Below are 15,823 nucleotides of genomic sequence, written 5' to 3' on the forward strand. Positions count from 1 at the left end.
GGCGCGTGCCTCGAGCATGGCGCGCGCACCGTGTCGGCGGGCGCGCCCGGTGCGGTGGCGTCGAACTTGCCGTGCAGGAACAGGAACGCCAGGCCGTGCACCATCGACCACATGGCCGTGGCCATGGCCTCCTCGTCGTCGTCCGGGAAGGCCTGGCGCACAATCATTCTGACGTACCCGTGGATGGCGGTGGTGGCCGCGAGCCGCGATGTGCTACCTGGCCGCCGCCGCGATCGGCTCGCGCCGCAGCGGTTGGGTGATGGTCGGTGTCGCCGGCGGTGTCGTGTTCCCGGCCCCGCTCGTCGGCGTGGACCCGACCGCGGCGTTGCTCGCCATGGGCGTCGGGTTCGCCGTGTTCGGATTCCTCCGGGGCGACCGCATCGACCGCCGCGAATTGGGCGTCCAGACACTGGGATTCGCGGGATTCAGCGCGATCGCGCTCACCGCGATGATGTCGGGGCCGCTGATCGCCGCGCACCTCGCCGCGGTCGCGGCGCTCGGCCACGCGCTCTGGGACGTGATCCATTTCGTCCGCGAGAAGGTGGTCAGCCGGTCGCTCACCGAGTTCTGCGTCGTGCTCGACTTCGGGCTGGGCGTGCTGCTGCTCCTCACGGCGTGGCAGGTGTTTCCCGGCTGAGTTCGGCCCCTCGAACCCGCGTCGGCACCGGCGCGGGCTCGATCCACGCCGCGGCGGGTGCTGTACTGAGGCGGTCGTGAATCTCGCACAAAAGGGAGCCCATGGCACAGGACGCGTCCTACATCTGGCACGGGGTCGAGACGCCGAGCACCGAACGTCTGCGCCTCACCGCCGCCGACCGGATCGACGTCCGGTCGACCGTCGAGGTCGGCGACCAGCGCTACGACTACGCGGTGGAACTCGACTCGGAGTGGGTGTTCCGAGCCCTGACCATCCGGACGCGGGACGGACGGGGACTGCTCCTGCGCCGGGACACCGACGGCGCGTGGTTCGCCGACGACGAACCCCGGCCCGACCTCGCGGGCGCCGTGGACATCGATCTGTCGTTCAGCCCGTTCACCAACACGCTGCCGATCCGGCGACTGAACCTGCCGCCCCGCTCGTCCGCCGAAATCGTCACCGCCTACGTCGAATCCCCCTCCCTGCGCGTACTCCCCGACCCCCAGCGCTACACCCGCCTCGCCCCCGACACCTACCTCTACGAATCCCTCGACCGCGACTTCACCCGCCGAATCACGGTCGACCCCAACGGATTCGTCGTGGACTACCCGGGATTGTTCCGCGCGGGCGGCGGTTCAGCGCTCGAAGGGTGAACAACCTCCGGATCATGACGGCCGCGAGTCCGGCGGCGTCAGGCTGATCAGCTCGGCGGCCGGTGCGGGCCGGCAGCAGGAACTCTCGGCGGAGGCGTCCGGGTCGTCGAAAACGCCTGCGCCGCCGCATACTCCGGTTTCGGGGAGTACCAGCTCGACCCGCTCGGCCGACTCGTGGTCGCCGGCCAGGGCGGCCGCGAGCGAGCGGACCTGTTCGTAACCGGTCATCGCCAGGAACGTGGGGGCGCGGCCGTAGCTGTTCATGCCGGCCAGGTAGAAGCCCGGTTCCGGATGGGTCAATTCGTGCACGCCGTGCGGGTAGACGGTGCCACAGGAGTGGACGTTGGGGTCGATCCGCGGCCCCAGCGCCGATGCCAGCGGGACGAGATGGTCGCGCACCCACTCCCGCCCGGTCGGCTACGCGTCGGCGTCCGGCGCGGTCCACGCAGCCCCGTCGAGCAGCCGGCGGGCGGCCGGGGCGACGAGCTCGGCCCACCGGGAGCACAGCCACGTGATGCCACTCGGCCACGGCCGCACCCGCGCCGGGGCCGCGTTCCAGCACCACCGCCTGCACCCCGCGCTCGCGCAGTTCCGCCGCGGCGGCCAGCCCGACCGGACCGGCGCCGATCACGACGACAGGAAGCTCCGAAGCCATCACACACCTCTTTAATCGATGTTCATCGATCAATGTTCCCGAGACTCTGCCGACACACGTCGATGAAGGCAACCATCGACGTTCGTCGATATACTGGGCGCATGACTGCGCTCGACATGCCGACCGTCCGCACCGGCGGCTCGGCCCGGGACGACGCGCTGCCGGTGGCCGAGGCGACCAGGTACGCGGGCTGGTTCGCGACGCTGGCCGATCCCACGCGGGTGCGCCTGTTGCACCAGGTCGCGACCCGCGCGGGCGGGATCACGGTGGGCGAGTTGGCCGAGGCGCTGGGCATCGGCCAACCCACGGTGTCGCACCACCTGCGCAAACTCGCCGAAACGGGCTTCGTCACGCTGCACAAGAACGGCACGTCGACAGTGGTCGCGATCAACCCGGCCTGCTGCACCGGCCTGCCGCACGCCGCCGATGCCGTGATGGGCGTCCTCGCGCCGCGGCCGTGCTGTCCGAGCGAGCTGCCGCCCGATGTGAGCGTGCGCGCCGCCACCGACGCCGACGCCGGGGCGATCCGCGAGATCTGTTCCGAGGCAGCCGAATTCGACGCGGTATCCCCCGCCGACCCGACCGCGCACTGGCTTCCGGACCATCGGTGGGTCGCCGAGGTCGCGGGCCGGGTGGTCGGCTGGACGGCGTTGAGCCCGGTCTCCGACCGCCCCGCCTATCGCGGCGTCGCCGAGAGCGAGATCTATGTGACCGAGCGGGCCCGTGGCCGGGGTATCGGGAAGTCACTGCTGTTCACGCAGGTCGTCGCGGCCGACGAGGCCGGGCTGTGGACCGTGCAGACCTCGCTCTCCCCGGAGAACCGCGCCGCCCTGGCCCTGCACCACAGTGCCGGATACCGCACAGTCGGCGTGCGCGAGCGCGTGGTGCGAGTGGGCGACGCGTGGCGGGACGCGGTCTTCCTCGAACGCCGCAGTCCGGTGCGCTGAGTCCGATCGGGGTCACGTTCACCGGCCGTTCGCTTGGCATTGATATCGATAACTGTCAATATCGATGTATGTCTAAGGCTGCGCGAGACAGGCCTGCTGACCAGTGAACGCCGCGCATCCTGGGTGTATTACCGCGTGGTTCACGAAGTGCTGCAACGGATTTCCGGCGTCCTCGCCGGTGACTCCGATCGCCTGACGGTGGCCGGCGCATGACGGTGGACACCGCGCCACCGGCCGTGGCCGGCAAACTCTCGACGCTCGACCGCTACCTGCCGGTGTGGATCGGAGCCGCGATGGTGGCGGGCCTGCTGCTCGGACGACTGATCCCCGGCCTCGGCGAGGCGCTGGGCGCGGCGGAGATCGACGGCATCTCGCTGCCCATCGCGATCGGGCTGCTGATCATGATGTATCCGGTGCTGGCCAAGGTGCGCTGGTCGGATCACCCGTGGAATCCACCGGATCCTGGGCACTTTCGCCGGACTGCTGGTGACGGCGGCGCTCCTGCTGCCGAATCCGTCGCCGGGCACGCTCGCGGTGCTGGTGATGGTGCTGCTGTCCCCCACCGAACTGTTCATGACCCGCAATTACGCGCTCTCGCTGGGGTTCTTCACCCCGCTGATCATGCTGATGACCGATCTGGCCGCACCCGCCGAGCCGATGACCATGCTGACCGAACGCGGCGTCGACACATTGATCGGCGTGAGCGCGGGGATCGCGGTGGCGGTGCTGGTGCGCCGGTCCCGCACTTCGCGCACGGATGACGACGTCAGCGCCCCGACCCCGGGGGTCGAGGCGCGGAGTGGTCGTGGCTGAGGCGACCGTCGCGGGCGCTCAGTCCTCGTCGTCGGCGTCGGCGGCCGCGTTGCGCTCACGGGCGATCTCGAGCGCCCGCTCGGCGGTGGCGCGGTCCGGGTAGGGCCCCATCCGGTTGCCGACCCACCCGAGCTTGCCCTGCTCGGCGCGGTGCGTCTCGAGGTTGTAGTACCAGGCGGTCTCGTCGTCACTCATGCCCACCAGCATGGCACCGATCGCCCGCGAGGTGTGTGATGTCGAGGGGTCCGTACCGAGATCGGAGTGGAGCATGTTGTTTCGTCAGCTCGGGTACTTCGTGGCACTCGCCCGTGAACGGCACTTCGCGCGCGCCGCGGCCGCCTGCTACGTCTCCCAGCCCGCGCTGTCGGAGGCGATCCGCACCATCGTCCCCGACACCTGGCTACACGCCCTGCGCCGCCCACCCGGCACCCGCGTCCTGCACCTGGACGACCCGTCGATCTCCGCCGACGTCGCACTGTTCACCCCGGCGAGCGAGCCCGGCTCGGTGCTCGCCCGCGCCCTCACCGAGACGGCGCGGGGGCACGATCTCGACGCGATCCTGGGCCGGGCACCGGACTGACCGAGCCGTAAGAGCCCGGGTGCGCCGCCCGAGTCCTACCTCGCGGAGAAAGAACACTCCCGACGCGCGATTTCGCGGTCGCCGGCCGCAGGGCTGTCGAAGGCCCGCACCCGGAAGCCGCCGACGGCCCGTTCACCACCCGCACCGGAGATCCGGTGCGCGGCAAGACCACTGCCTTGACCATGGCGTGGCGTGCGGATTACCGCGACGACCTCACCGGCTCGGGCGTCTCGCTCCTACGCGACCGCTGCCGGCCGGGCGCTCAGCACCAGCAGCACCGTCGCCGGACTCAGCTCGAGATCGTCCGGATGCCACGTGAGCATCCGCGCCAATCCGCCGACCATGCCGTGCGATAGCTCGTCCGGCCGGTCCGAGCCGTAGAACTCGGCCGCGTGCAGCCGGAGGAGCCGCGCGTACGTCGGCGCGTCGACGCCGCCGATCTCCCCGGCGGCGGTGACCTCGGGAACGTGCCGGTGCCGGTGGCGCCAGGCCAGGTCGACCAGCACCGCCGCACGCATCGACGGATCCGCCCGCCGCCACGCCGTCGCGAACGCGGCATCGCCGGCCAGCGCGACCGGATCGCTCCCACATCGGCGCAACGCGGACTCGGCGCTCTCGTTCAGTGCGTCCCTCGGTCCGGCCATGCAGGGAGGTTATCGGTGTCGGTTTCGTCCAAGACGGCCGGATCGTCCGCCCCTACGCTGGGGGACGACAGCGCGCCGAGTGGGGGCGCGAGTGGCCGGGTTCGGCCACAACATTCGGTCTCAGGAGGGTTCGTTGACACGCGAATTGGTCTACACGGGTTTCATGTCGGTCGACGGGGTGGTCGACTCGCCCGGCGGGACGGTGGAGGGGCACCGCAGCGGCGGGTGGGTGCTGGACACCGAGTTCCTGCCGGAGGCCTTCGCGCTCAAGGGCGAGGAGCTGGCGGACACCACGGCGTTGCTGTTCGGGCGGCGCAGCTATGAGGCCTTCGCCCCGGTCTGGCGGGATTCGGAAGACCACGCCGCGTACAAGGAGCTGCCCAAATACGTTGTCTCCACGAGCCTTTCCGCCGACGCCCTGGTCGACGGATGGGGCCCGACCACCATCCTGCGATCCACCGAGGAGGTGGTGAAGCTCAAGGAGACCGAGGGCGGGGGCATCTTCATCCACGGCAGCGCGGAACTGGCCCGGCGGCTCGGCGAGGCCGACCTGATCGACCGGTACAACCTGCTGGTGTTTCCGGTGCTGCTGGGCGCGGGCAAACACTTGTTCAGCCGAGAGGACCGCGACAAGCAGTCGCTGCGCTTGCGGGAATCGGAGTCCTACCCCAACGGCATCACGAAACTGATCTACGCCGTCGTGCGCTGAGCCGGGTCCAGGGCGATCGCGCCGCCCACGCCCTCGCGCAGTTCGCGCGCCGTGCGCCCGACGAATCGGCGCAGCGCGCGGGCGAGGTGCGGCTCGTCGTAGTAGTCGAGTTTGCTCACCACGTCGCCGGGCGTCTCGCCCGAGGCGAGCAGGATCGCGGCGGTGCGGGCCCGCTCGATCTGGCGCACCGCACCGCGGGTGAGGCCGGTCGCCGCGCGGAAGCGGCGTTCCAGCGTTCGCTCGGTGACCGTCGGCGGCGCGCCGTGCAACGTCTCGGCGACCAGCGGGTCTCGCGCGACGACGCCGCCGCGTACGAACCGCTCGACCAGCGCTTCGACATCGTCGGGGCGCGGTGTCTCCCAGCGGGAGCCATCGAGCCAGAACCCGCGGTCGGTCACGTCGGGCAGCATGATCCCGCTGTCCACCAGCGACGGTGCGGCCACCGCGCGCAGCGACGTCCCGACCGCGAATTGCACGCCGACGAAATCCGCGCCCTCCGGAACCGGCGCGGTGCCGGTGCGGCTCTCGGGCCCGGTGACGCCCGCGTGCGCGGCGCCCTCCTGCTCCCAGAACACCAGCCCCCAGGTCTCGGTCGCCACGGAGGTCATCTCCGCGATCCGCTCGCTACGGCACGTCCACACCGAGGAGATCCACGGCGAATCCGACGCCCGCGTCTCGAACACCAAGCCCACCGTCGGCAGTCTAGTTCGCGGCCCGAACTGCGTCTTTCCGAGTTCGGCACGTCCCTGAACCCCATGCCGCCCGAGGCGTCGAAACACCCCGAGCAGCGGCACTTCAACATCCACGAAGACGACGCCGTGGACGACGCCCAGCTCGTAGCGTGGATTCGCCAGGCGAGCGAACTGCCCGGCGAAAAGCACTGAGCCGCCGGGGTTTACCCGCCCGACCGGCCGAGTCGTTCGGCGATGTCGTCCGGAAGCCCGTGCGGCAGTTCGCGTTCCGCCGCCAGCGCCGCGCGCCGGCCCGACGTGGCGGTGTCGGCGTAGAGCTTCTTGTAGATCGCGTTGGTGCCGGGCGAATTCGCGACGATCTCCGCCGCCAGCGCCTCGACCGCGGCGTCGAGTCCGTCGTCGGGCACGCAGTGGTCCACCAGTCCGTACCGCAGCGCGGTGGGTCCGTCGATACGCCTGCTGGTCCAGCTCAGTTCCTTGGCGCGCGACATTCCGACCCGTTCCGGCAGCCGCACCGACATCCCCCACACCGGGACCAGGCCCCACTTCCCGTGGGTGTCACCGAGACTCGCGGATTCCGTGGCCACCAACAGGTCGCAGCCCAGCGCCAGCTCCAGCCCGCCCGTCAGGCAGTGCCCACGGATCTTGGCGATGGTGGGGCACGGGAACGACTCGAGCAGGTCGACGGTCTCCGCCTCGAAATGACGGGAGCCCTCGGCGTCGCCCGAGGCCAGCGCGGTCAGATCGTGGCCCGCGCAGAACGAGCGCCCCGCCCCGGTGAGCACCAGGCATCGCGGCACCGACTTCGCCAGATCCTCCAGATGCGCGCGCAGATCGGCGAACACACCCTCGTGCAGGGCATTGAGCTTGTCGGGACGGTTGAGCGTCAGCGTGGTGACGCCGTCGCGGTCCTCGCGCGCCACCAGTGCGTCGGTCATGGGTTCCTCACTCGGCAGCGGGTCCGCGTGCCAGGGTCGAACGGAGGGGCACACGTCCGCCGCACACGAGCGACCCGCGCCCCGTATCTGGCAGCATCCTCTACCAGAACTGACGACCGGGCAAGACCCGGCTCCGTGCCGGTGAGCCGTCCCGCGCGCTACGGTCGGATCAACCGTTCCGAAACAAGGTGAGGACACCATGACCACGTTGCGGCGAGTGCGCGTCGACGACCATCTGGAACTCCAGGCCAGGACCGACGACGGCGAATGGCGCGCCTCCGACAGCACGGCGCTCGGCGGCGGCACCTTCGCGCCCGAGTGGGAGTGGGCCAATGCCCAACGCCACCTGGCGGATTCGGACCACCTGCTGCCGTTCCAGCCGCTGTCGTTCCGGGACTTCATGCTCTACGAGAAGCACACCGTCGACGCCAGCCGCGGGCTGGTGCGGCGGTTCCACCCCGGCCAGCACCGGGTGACCAGCGCCTACGAGTCGGTGACGGGCCGGCCGTTCCCGCTGTTCAAGCCCAACGCGCTGTTCCACCGCCAGCCGATGTACTACATGTCCAACCACCTCACGTTCGTGCCGACCGGCACGCCGATCCGCCCGCCCGCCTACACGACGGCGCTGGACTACGAACTCGAGATCGGTTTCGTGCTCGCGGCCCCGCTGCTCGACGCGACGCCGGAGGAGGCGCTGGCCGCCGTCGGCGCGTTCGTGCTGCTCAACGATTTCAGCGCCCGCGACGTGCAGCGCGCGGAGATGGCCAGCGGGTTCGGGCCGCAGAAGTCCAAGCACTTCGCCAACTCGATGTCGGCCACCGCGGTCACCGCCGACGAGATCGCGCCCCGCGTCGCGGCGCTCACCGGGACGGTGGCGATCAACGGCAGCACCGTGAGCACGGTGAGCAGCGCCGGAATGCGGTGGAGCATCGGCGAAGTCCTCGCCCACGCCTCGCGCTCGGAACGACTCCTGCCCGGCGAGCTGTTCGGCACCGGCACCCTGCCCGGCGGGAGCGGCATGGAGACCGGCCACTGGTTGCGGGCCGGCGACACGCTCACCCTGACCCTCGACGGCATCGGCGAGGTGGAGCACACCGTCATCGATCGCTGAGCAGCGCACGGCCGAGTGACCCGGACGCGCGCCGAAAAGATGAGCACTCACCTGAACAGTTGGTGAGTCGCACGCACATCCGGCCTGTCCGAGCCAGCCATCGCCCCTGGTAGACGCCCACTTTTCCGTCGTACGAAACGGAAATGAAACGGAGTAGAAGGTGAGCGCCAGCTCAGATTACCGTTCCTATAGAGCGAACGGCCGGTAACAGCAACAGTGTTCGATCGGTGATCGCTCGGCGCTCGCGGTCCCCGGGCCGCGGCGCGTACGGCAGTACGTGACAAGGAGGTCACCGTGACGATCGAGAGCATCGCCCGCCCCACCACCCACCCCGCGGGACGGGCAGTGTCGCCCGCACCGCACGACCTGCACGCGCTGGCGCGCGAGGTGGTCGCCCACCTGGAGGAGTCCGTCGCGACGTGCCGGACCCTGCCGGGCGACGGGCTCGGCCCCGGCGTCACCGGCGTGGTGCGCGTCTGTCTCGGCTGGTTGATCGACCGCCTGCGCGGCGGTCCGCTGCCCGCGCGGACCGAGCGGCTGGAGGCCGCGGCCGCGAACTGGGCGTGCGAGGGCATCCCCATCGAGGTGGTCATGCACGCGGTGCACGAGGGGTTCAAGGCCGGGCTCGACCTGCTGCCCGGCCGCGTCGGGCCCGCCGCCGAGTTCGACATCGTGGCGGGCACGGCGGCCATGCTGGAATTGCTGAACCTGGTCACCGCCACCGTCAGCAAGTCCTACGTCCGCGAGCACAAGGCCATCGCGGGCCAGCACCACACCGCCGCCCACACCCTCACCTCGGCGTTGCTTGCCGGGCACGCCGACTCCGCGATGGCGCGCGAATGCGGAATCGCCATCGCCGCGGAGTATTTCGTGCTGGCCGTCGAGTTGCCCACCCACCCCGACGAGCACAACGCGGAGCTGGACCGCCAGGTCGTCGCGCGCCGCAAGCTGCGCCGCGTGCAGGCCGCCCTCGCGACGCAGTTCGGCGAGCAGGTGCTCTCGCTGCTCTCGGTGGACGGCGGCACGATCCTGGTGCCCACCACCGCGTGCGCCGAATCCGGTCTGGCGGATCTGGTTGGCCGGCTCGGCTCCGCCGCGCGGGTGCCGTTGCGCGCCACGGTCGTTCGCGCACCGGCCGACCGGATCTCGACGGCGGCCCGCGACGCGCACGAACTCCTCGACACCGTCGACCAGCTCGGCCGCGCCCCGGGCCTGTACCGGTTCGCCGACCTGGCGCTGCACTTCCAGCTCACCCGCCCCGGGATGGGCCGCGACCTGCTCGACGCGCGGCTCGCGCCGCTGGACGGGCACCCGGATCTGTTGCGCACCTTGGCGACCTACATCGACAACGACCTGAGCAGACGGCGCACGGCCCGACTGCTGAACGTGCACCCGAACACCGTCGACTACCGCCTGCGCCGCGTCGGCGCCCTCACCGGTCTGGACCCGGCCGAGGCCGACGGATTGTGGTACCTGCGCTCGGCGTTGATCGCCCGCGCCAATCGCGCGGCGGCACACGGGGAATCGTCCGGCGATACGGCGTCACGGCCGCCCGCCGAGCCGCGCCCCACCGCGCACCGCTACCGGTTCCACAACGCCAGGTCCGAATCGCTCGTGGGCGCGGCACCCGGCGCGCATCGCATCCCGTAGGACGAGGCCGGCCGGCACGAATCCGATCCGCGCGCCCTGGACCGCGTCGTCCGGCACGCCTAGGAAACCGTCGACCACGGTTCCGGGCCGGCCCCTCGAACGCCCGCCGCGATCCGGACTACGGTGAGCGGCGCACCCCGCCGGTCCGCCGACGCCTCGGGCGGCCACCGCACGCACTGTCCGGCGACCCGAGCCGATCGGATGTCGCGGCGGCGTTCGCCGCCGCGATCCGGCGAATGGTCCCCTGCCGACCTCAGACCGTGAAATCGATATCGGCGGCGGCATATCCGAACACGCGCCGACCCTCGGCACGCATATCGATCGTCACCGTCGCCCGCCGGCGCTCGGTGTCCAGCGCCGTGATCCGGCCGCGAATCGCGAGCCGCAGGTTCCGGCGCGCCGCGCAGCCCGGGTGGTGGATGCCCGGCGCCCGCTGCACGCGCAGCCGGGTGAGCGCGCCGGGGTCACCGATCCAGTCGGTGAGGTAGCCGGTCAGGTAGCCGAGATCCAGCGCGCGGAACGCGGCGGCGTCGACCGGGTCGGTCACCAGCGGATAGGTTCCGGCGACATCGTAAGTGCGCACGGGCAATTCGGCGTCCACGGCGAGGCTCTCGAAATCGAGGCTCGTGTTCGGATAACGCCGGGGAATCGCAGGCCGCGTCGGAGTGCGTTGCGCCCCCGACGATTCCGGGAACTGCTGCGACCCGGCCGCCGGTCCACCCGAGGCGCGGGCCAGCATCGTCGTGCGATCGCATTGCAGCGTGCGGCCCCATTCGTCGATGAGCGCGGTCCGCAGGCACAGCACCCGGTAGTCGGCGAAATACCGGAACGATTCGGCGTGCACCCGGCACAGCAGCCGGTCCCCCGCCATCAGCGGTTCGTAGAAATCGACGGTCTGATCGGTGTGCAGGATGCGCAGGTCGGGCACATCGCGGGTGTGCAGCGCCACCGCGTCGCGGCGCAGGCGGTCCAGGTGGACCAGCGAGAACGCCGGCGGCGCCACGACACCGCCGAAGCCCAGTTCCTGCGCGGCGTCGGGGTCCCAGTGCGCGGCGTGGTGATTCTTGGTGGCGGCCGCGAACTTCTTGATCGCTTCCATCCGGACCGACCAGGTCACCGACGTGCCGCTGTCGAGGAGGCGATCGGCGTGGTGGGTGGAGACGGACGGCTGCTGTTCGGTCATGAGGCGAATTCCGTTCTGATTCGGCGGATCCGGGTCGGCACGGTCACGGCCGGGGACCGAACGCGGCGGGCAGGTTCGGCACCTGATCCGGGGTCACCTCGGCGATCACGGCGACACCCGCGTGCTGGAACAGGCGCGTGGCCCGCGCGATGTGGTCGGCCGACGTGACGAGCACCGCGTCGGCCGCCCCCACCTCGCGCAGCATCCGCGCCGAGTAGAAGGCGTTCTCCGCGGTGGAGGTGGCCCGGTCCTCCACCACCACCCGGTGCGCCGGGAGTCCGTGCCCGATCAGCCAATTCGCCATGGCCTGCGCCTCGGTGCGCCCGTTGCGCGGGTTGCCGCCGGTCACGATGACCGGTGAGGCGGGCGCCAGCAACGCCTGCGCGTAGCCGGCGCGCAGCCGCGCGTAGAGCTCGTCGCGCATCCCGCCGTCGGGCAGCAGTCCGTGCCCGAGGATCACGATGGCGGTGGCCGGGCCGCGGAACGCCAATCCCGCGGCGGGCGCCACCGACGGAGCCGGCGGCGGGCCGCCGCTGTCGGCGACGGCGAAGGAAGCACCGAGGAGCGTGGACGCGATCGCCACCACACCGGCCAGCGCCACCACGGCGCCGAATCGGGATCGCGTCTTCGAGATCGAAACGAGCATGGGACTACTCCGGGGAAAGGCCGTCGATATCCGCACCGGGCGGGCGAAGGCGTGGGGAATTCCCTTCCATGGTTTCTCGGAATCGACCGTTGCGGACCGCACCGGCACGAGTCGAGGACAACTCACCGCACGCGCTACTCTGTAATTGGCTGCCGCACAGACGGTCTTATGATCGGGCCTAGACGGTGGCGGCCGATCGTTGTGAATTCGCCGCGATCGGCGGCATATTCGGCTTCGCCACGCTGATCGCCGCGCCCGCGGATCGGCTTTGGGATGCCGTCCACACCCTGGCGGCCCAGTTTTGTGAGTTCCTCGGAAACCCTGGCCTGTTCGGCCTTTTTATGCCTGACCACCACGTCCGGGATTCGTCGGTGAAATGTCCAGACGACCGCCTCACGGTGCGATTCAACACCTTTCGAAGGAATAGCGTTTGCCCGAGTTTCCGGCGGCCTACCGGCAGTCGCCCGAAACCGAGTAGGACGACGTCGTTCTTCAGGAAGGCATCCGAATGAAACGAAGTATCAGCCGCCGCCCGTGGGCGGGTCTGTTCAGTGCCGCGGTGATGGCGGGTGTCGCCGTGCTCGCCGTGAGCCTCACGGGAGTGACCGCCAACGCTTCCCCCGAAGCGCCCACCGAGCAGGATCTCGCGCAGTACATCGCCGAGGGCCGCAAGGCCGGGCCGGTGGCCGATTCCGGCAGCGGCGCCGGCTCCTCGTGCGACTCCGGCAGCGGCACCGGTTCCGGCAACGGGTCCGGCGACTGCTACGCGGGTTCCGGTTCCAGCTCCGGCTCCTCCGGCGGGTACGCCAGCGACACCATCGGCCACGGGCCGCAGATGACCTCGTGGCTGGCGGCGTTCGGCTACGGCCTGGCCAATCCGGACGCGGCGCCCCCCGGCGCCAACGACTGGAACTGCAAGCCGACCGCCGAGAACCCGCGTCCCGTGGTGATGCTGCACGGCACCTGGATGAACGCCTACAACGGCTACGCGTTCATGGGCCAGCCCATCAAGGACGCCGGGTTCTGCACCTTCACGTTCAACTACGGCCGCTCGAACCTGCTCGAGGGTGGTGGGCTCGGGTCGGTGCTGCCCGGCGTGATGGGCACCGGATACATCTGGGATTCGGCCAAGCAGCTGGCCACGTTCGTGGACCGGGTGCTGGCCGCCACCGGCGCCTCCGAAGTGGACATCATCGCCCACTCGCAGGGCGGCTCGATGGCCAACTGGTACACCAAGTTCGAGGGCGGCGCCGACAAGGTGAAGAACCTGATCACCTATGGCGCCACGCACCACGGCACCACGCTGATCGGCATCGGCGCGCTGGGGCGGGCGATCAACAATCTCGGTATCGATATCCTCGGATTCATCGAGATCTTCGTCGGCCACGCCGGTATCCAGCAGACCGTGGGCTCGGAGTTCGTGCAGAAGCTCAATGCCAACGGCGACACCATCCCCGGGGTGGACTACACCGTCGTCGGCACCCGCTACGACGAGATCACCACGCCGTACGACTCGACCTTCCTGCAGGCCGGGCCGGGCGTGAAGGTGGACAACATCACCCTTCAGGAAGGCTGCGAGCAGGACCTGTCGGATCACCTGACCATCCTGTACTCGCCGCGCGCCCTGTCCATCGCGCTGCGGGCGCTCGACCCGGTCCGGTTCCCGAACCTGAACTGCACCTTCAACCCGTGGCTCATCGGAGGCGGTGGTTCCCTCTGACGGGAACCTGCCGGTCCGCCATCCGGTGAAAACGGCCCACCGAGCGCATCCCGACACGGCCGCTCGGTGGGCCTCCCGGCGCCTCGGAACCGAAATCCGCGCGCCGCGAACGAGATCCGCCTACTTCACGAGGAAGACAGCCATGAGTGCGCCCACCCGATCCCGCCACCCGGCCCGGATTCTTCTGGTCGCCTGCACCGCCCTCGCCCTCGCGGCGGGGTTGTCCGCCACACCGGTCTCGCGCGCCGAGCCCGACCGGGCCGCCGTGACCGGCTCGTGGGTGGAGAACGACCGCACGCTGCAACTGCGCGTCCATTCCGCGGCGATGGGGACCGACATCATGGTGAAGGTGCAGCGCCCCACCGATCGCTCCACGCCCGCCCCGACGCTGTACCTGCTCAACGGCGGGGGCGGCGGCCAGGACAGCGCCACCTGGCAGGGCAACACCGACGTGCTGGAGTTCCTCGCCGACAAGCACGTCAACGTGGTGCAGCCGGTCGGCGGCCGATGGAGCTACTACACCGACTGGCGCGACGACGATCCCCGGCTCGGCCGGTACAAGTGGCGCACCTTCCTCACCGAGGAACTGCCGCCGCTCGTCGACGCCGAGGTCGGCGCGAACGGCGTGAATGCCATTGCGGGACTGTCCACCTCGGGCACCTCGGTGCTGCAACTGGCGATCGCCTCGCCCGGACTGTTCCGCGCGGTGGCGGCCTACAGCGGGTGCGCGCAGACCAGCGACCCGATCGGCCAGCGCTTCATCCGGCTGGCGGTGGAGAACTGGGGCGGCGGCGACGCCGACAACATGTACGGCCCGCCCGACGATCCGATGTGGGCCGCCAACGACCCCTACATCCACGCCGAGAAACTGCGCGGCACAAAGCTTTTCCTGTCCACCGGCACCGGCGTGCCCGGCATGTACGACGTGTACGGCGGCACCCACATGCAGCCGGGGCCGCGCGGGTTCCTCAACCAGCTCGTCCTGGGCGGCGCCATCGAGGCCGCGGTGAACTGGTGCACGCACAACATGCGGAACCGGTTGGGCGAGTTGGGCATTCCGGCGACGTTCGACTTCCAGCCGACGGGCAGCCACTCGTGGGGGTACTGGCAGGACGCGCTGAAGAAGTCGTGGCCGGTGCTGGCCGAGGGGCTGGGGATCTGAGCGGTCAGCCCGCCTGGGCCTGCGCTCCGTCGACGACGTCCAGGACGAAGTCCGCGATCTCGGCGAGCGCGGCCCGGCTTTCCGGCAGGATGTTGCCCAGCACGGGGAAGCAGTGCACCTGCCCCTCCCACACCTTCAGCCGGTGCGGCACGCCGCGCGCCTGGAGCCGGTCGGCCATCAGTTCGGCGTCCACGCGCATGACTTCCTCGGCGGCGCAGTGCAACAGCACCGGCGGCAGCGACGACAGCGGCCCGTTCACCGGCGACAGCGCCGGGTCGACCACGCCCTCGTCGTCACCGGCCATCAGCCGCGCGATCTCCGGGAAACGGCGGGCGGGCAGGAACACATCGGTGCGGGCGTTGGGATGGGCCTGCTTCGCGGCCGGGTCCATGTCCAGCCACGGCGACAAGCCAACCACCCCAACGGGTTTCGCCACGCCGCGCGCCGCCGCCTGCAAGGCCAGCTGGAACGCGAGGAAGCCGCCCGCCGAATCGCCCACGAACACCAGGGGTTCGCCGCCGGTGTAGTCGCCGAGCCAGCGGGCCGCGTCGGCGGCGTCGTCCAGCGCGTCGGCGAGCCGACCGACGGGATGCTGCCGGTAGTCCACTGACAGCACCGGCATCCCGGTGCGCAACGCCAAGCGCTCCACGATGCGGCGGTGGGTCGCCACACCGCAGAACACAAACGCGCCACCGTGGAAGTAGATGATCGCCCCCGGCCGCGCCGGCCGCCGCTCCGGCGTGACCAGCTCGGCGCGCCACCGCCCGCCCCGCACAGTGCGCAACTCCGTTTCGGCCAGGCGCGGCACGGGCCGGTGCACCAGATCCACCAGTCCCATGAACGGCGCCAGCGGGCCGCGCACCGGCCAGATCGTCAGGGTCGGCCGCACGAAGATCCGGCACAGCAGCCGGACGATCCGCGCCCCGCGGCTGTGGCCTCCGGCCTGGAATTCCCGCATCGCCCACCTCTCCTCCGGGTCGGCCGGTACCGACCCGCTCCGAGGATGCCCGACACCCGAACCTGGTCAGACGTCCGTCTGCGGAGATTCCGACAGGTCCCAGCGGGGAGCGCGAATGTTTGTGC

The 15,823-nt window shown here is 70.6% G+C and carries 18 protein-coding genes and 4 pseudogenes; 13 read left to right on the forward strand and 9 right to left on the reverse strand.

Translation table 11 applies throughout. The features are described from left to right. The first annotated feature begins 208 nt into the window (after positions 1-208). The gene (locus tag OHB21_RS36390; RefSeq protein ID WP_195125912.1) at positions 209-637 is read left to right on the forward strand and encodes a hypothetical protein; all 429 of its coding nucleotides are present in this window, start codon (positions 209-211) and stop codon (positions 635-637) included. A 101-nt stretch (positions 638-738) separates the two neighbouring features. Further along, a complete protein-coding gene (locus tag OHB21_RS36395) occupies positions 739-1,290 on the forward strand; it encodes a putative glycolipid-binding domain-containing protein (RefSeq protein ID WP_195125913.1) in 552 nt (183 codons plus the stop codon). A gap of 12 nt (positions 1,291-1,302) precedes the next feature. On the opposite strand, the pseudogene OHB21_RS37710 reads toward OHB21_RS36395, so the two are convergent. Together OHB21_RS37710 and OHB21_RS37715 are read right to left on the reverse strand one after the other, a co-directional pair. Beyond that, positions 1,303-1,656 (reverse strand): annotated as a pseudogene (locus OHB21_RS37710) (flavoprotein); the annotation flags it as partial. Positions 1,657-1,858: 202 nt separating this feature from the next. Beyond that, a pseudogene (locus OHB21_RS37715) lies at positions 1,859-1,945 on the reverse strand (FAD-dependent monooxygenase); the annotation flags it as partial. Positions 1,946-2,046: 101 nt separating this feature from the next. Here OHB21_RS37715 and OHB21_RS36405 point away from each other — a divergent pair. The 3 genes and pseudogenes from OHB21_RS36405 to OHB21_RS36415 all read left to right on the forward strand — a co-directional run bounded on the left by OHB21_RS36405 (position 2,047) and on the right by OHB21_RS36415 (position 3,705). Continuing rightward, the gene (locus tag OHB21_RS36405) at positions 2,047-2,892 is read left to right on the forward strand and encodes a helix-turn-helix domain-containing GNAT family N-acetyltransferase (protein ID WP_067510384.1); all 846 of its coding nucleotides are present in this window, start codon (positions 2,047-2,049) and stop codon (positions 2,890-2,892) included. 209 nt (positions 2,893-3,101) lie between these two features. After that, positions 3,102-3,326 (forward strand): annotated as a pseudogene (locus OHB21_RS36410) (arsenic resistance protein); the annotation flags it as partial. A 49-nt stretch (positions 3,327-3,375) separates the two neighbouring features. Then, a complete protein-coding gene (locus tag OHB21_RS36415; protein ID WP_324195188.1) occupies positions 3,376-3,705 on the forward strand; it encodes an FUSC family protein in 330 nt (109 codons plus the stop codon). 18 nt (positions 3,706-3,723) lie between these two features. On the opposite strand, the gene OHB21_RS36420 is transcribed toward OHB21_RS36415, so the two are convergent. Beyond that, on the reverse strand, positions 3,724-3,900 hold the full coding sequence (locus OHB21_RS36420; protein ID WP_170160699.1) for a hypothetical protein: 177 nt from the start codon (positions 3,898-3,900) through the stop codon (positions 3,724-3,726). A 73-nt stretch (positions 3,901-3,973) separates the two neighbouring features. On the opposite strand from OHB21_RS36420, the pseudogene OHB21_RS36425 reads away from it, so the two are divergent. After that, positions 3,974-4,081 (forward strand): annotated as a pseudogene (locus OHB21_RS36425) (LysR family transcriptional regulator); the annotation flags it as partial. 440 nt (positions 4,082-4,521) lie between these two features. Here the strand turns inward: OHB21_RS36425 and OHB21_RS36430 are convergent. Then, the gene (locus OHB21_RS36430; protein ID WP_067510376.1) at positions 4,522-4,929 is read right to left on the reverse strand and encodes a hypothetical protein; all 408 of its coding nucleotides are present in this window, start codon (positions 4,927-4,929) and stop codon (positions 4,522-4,524) included. A 133-nt stretch (positions 4,930-5,062) separates the two neighbouring features. Here OHB21_RS36430 and OHB21_RS36435 point away from each other — a divergent pair, with 133 nt between their 5' ends. Continuing rightward, positions 5,063-5,638, forward strand: coding sequence for a dihydrofolate reductase family protein (locus tag OHB21_RS36435; protein ID WP_084537779.1), 576 nt, complete (start codon positions 5,063-5,065; stop codon positions 5,636-5,638). Here the strand turns inward: OHB21_RS36435 and OHB21_RS36440 are convergent. Beyond that, positions 5,620-6,330: a helix-turn-helix domain-containing protein gene (locus OHB21_RS36440; RefSeq protein ID WP_195125916.1), complete on the reverse strand. Its 711-nt coding sequence runs from the start codon at positions 6,328-6,330 to the stop codon at positions 5,620-5,622. The two genes, OHB21_RS36435 and OHB21_RS36440, sit on opposite strands and share 19 nt — an antisense overlap. 63 nt (positions 6,331-6,393) lie before the next feature. On the opposite strand from OHB21_RS36440, the gene OHB21_RS36445 reads away from it, so the two are divergent. Then, the gene (locus OHB21_RS36445) at positions 6,394-6,522 is read left to right on the forward strand and encodes a hypothetical protein (protein ID WP_267465306.1); all 129 of its coding nucleotides are present in this window, start codon (positions 6,394-6,396) and stop codon (positions 6,520-6,522) included. An 11-nt stretch (positions 6,523-6,533) separates the two neighbouring features. Here the strand turns inward: OHB21_RS36445 and OHB21_RS36450 are convergent, their stop codons facing one another. Further along, positions 6,534-7,268, reverse strand: a complete 735-nt coding sequence (locus tag OHB21_RS36450) for an enoyl-CoA hydratase/isomerase family protein (protein ID WP_067510372.1) — start codon at positions 7,266-7,268, stop codon at positions 6,534-6,536. Positions 7,269-7,467: 199 nt separating this feature from the next. On the opposite strand from OHB21_RS36450, the gene OHB21_RS36455 reads away from it, so the two are divergent. Continuing rightward, on the forward strand, positions 7,468-8,379 hold the full coding sequence (locus tag OHB21_RS36455; protein ID WP_067510368.1) for a fumarylacetoacetate hydrolase family protein: 912 nt from the start codon (positions 7,468-7,470) through the stop codon (positions 8,377-8,379). Positions 8,380-8,673: 294 nt separating this feature from the next. Next, the gene (locus tag OHB21_RS36460) at positions 8,674-10,029 is read left to right on the forward strand and encodes a PucR family transcriptional regulator (protein WP_067510366.1); all 1,356 of its coding nucleotides are present in this window, start codon (positions 8,674-8,676) and stop codon (positions 10,027-10,029) included. 253 nt (positions 10,030-10,282) lie between these two features. Here OHB21_RS36460 and OHB21_RS36465 read toward each other — a convergent pair whose 3' ends face one another. Together OHB21_RS36465 and OHB21_RS36470 are read right to left on the reverse strand one after the other, a co-directional pair. After that, complete coding sequence (locus OHB21_RS36465) at positions 10,283-11,212, reverse strand: FAS1-like dehydratase domain-containing protein (protein WP_195125917.1); 930 nt, start codon at positions 11,210-11,212, stop codon at positions 10,283-10,285. Positions 11,213-11,255: 43 nt separating this feature from the next. After that, positions 11,256-11,858, reverse strand: coding sequence for a YdcF family protein (locus OHB21_RS36470; RefSeq protein WP_067510362.1), 603 nt, complete (start codon positions 11,856-11,858; stop codon positions 11,256-11,258). A gap of 185 nt (positions 11,859-12,043) precedes the next feature. Between OHB21_RS36470 and OHB21_RS36475 the strand changes: the two genes are divergently transcribed. The 3 genes from OHB21_RS36475 to OHB21_RS36485 all read left to right on the forward strand — a co-directional run bounded on the left by OHB21_RS36475 (position 12,044) and on the right by OHB21_RS36485 (position 14,740). Then, positions 12,044-12,370, forward strand: coding sequence for a hypothetical protein (locus OHB21_RS36475; RefSeq protein ID WP_228791536.1), 327 nt, complete (start codon positions 12,044-12,046; stop codon positions 12,368-12,370). Further along, the gene (locus tag OHB21_RS36480; protein ID WP_084537778.1) at positions 12,367-13,578 is read left to right on the forward strand and encodes an esterase/lipase family protein; all 1,212 of its coding nucleotides are present in this window, start codon (positions 12,367-12,369) and stop codon (positions 13,576-13,578) included. The genes OHB21_RS36475 and OHB21_RS36480 overlap by 4 nt, the downstream gene beginning before the upstream one ends. Positions 13,579-13,720: 142 nt before the next feature. Then, complete coding sequence (locus OHB21_RS36485; protein ID WP_195125919.1) at positions 13,721-14,740, forward strand: alpha/beta hydrolase; 1,020 nt, start codon at positions 13,721-13,723, stop codon at positions 14,738-14,740. 4 nt (positions 14,741-14,744) lie between these two features. Here the strand turns inward: OHB21_RS36485 and OHB21_RS36490 are convergent, their stop codons facing one another. Beyond that, positions 14,745-15,698, reverse strand: coding sequence for an alpha/beta hydrolase (locus tag OHB21_RS36490; protein ID WP_067510360.1), 954 nt, complete (start codon positions 15,696-15,698; stop codon positions 14,745-14,747). Positions 15,699-15,823 lie beyond the last annotated feature (125 nt).

Source organism: Nocardia puris (assembly GCF_036051655.1).
Lineage (GTDB): Bacteria > Actinomycetota > Actinomycetes > Mycobacteriales > Mycobacteriaceae > Nocardia > Nocardia puris.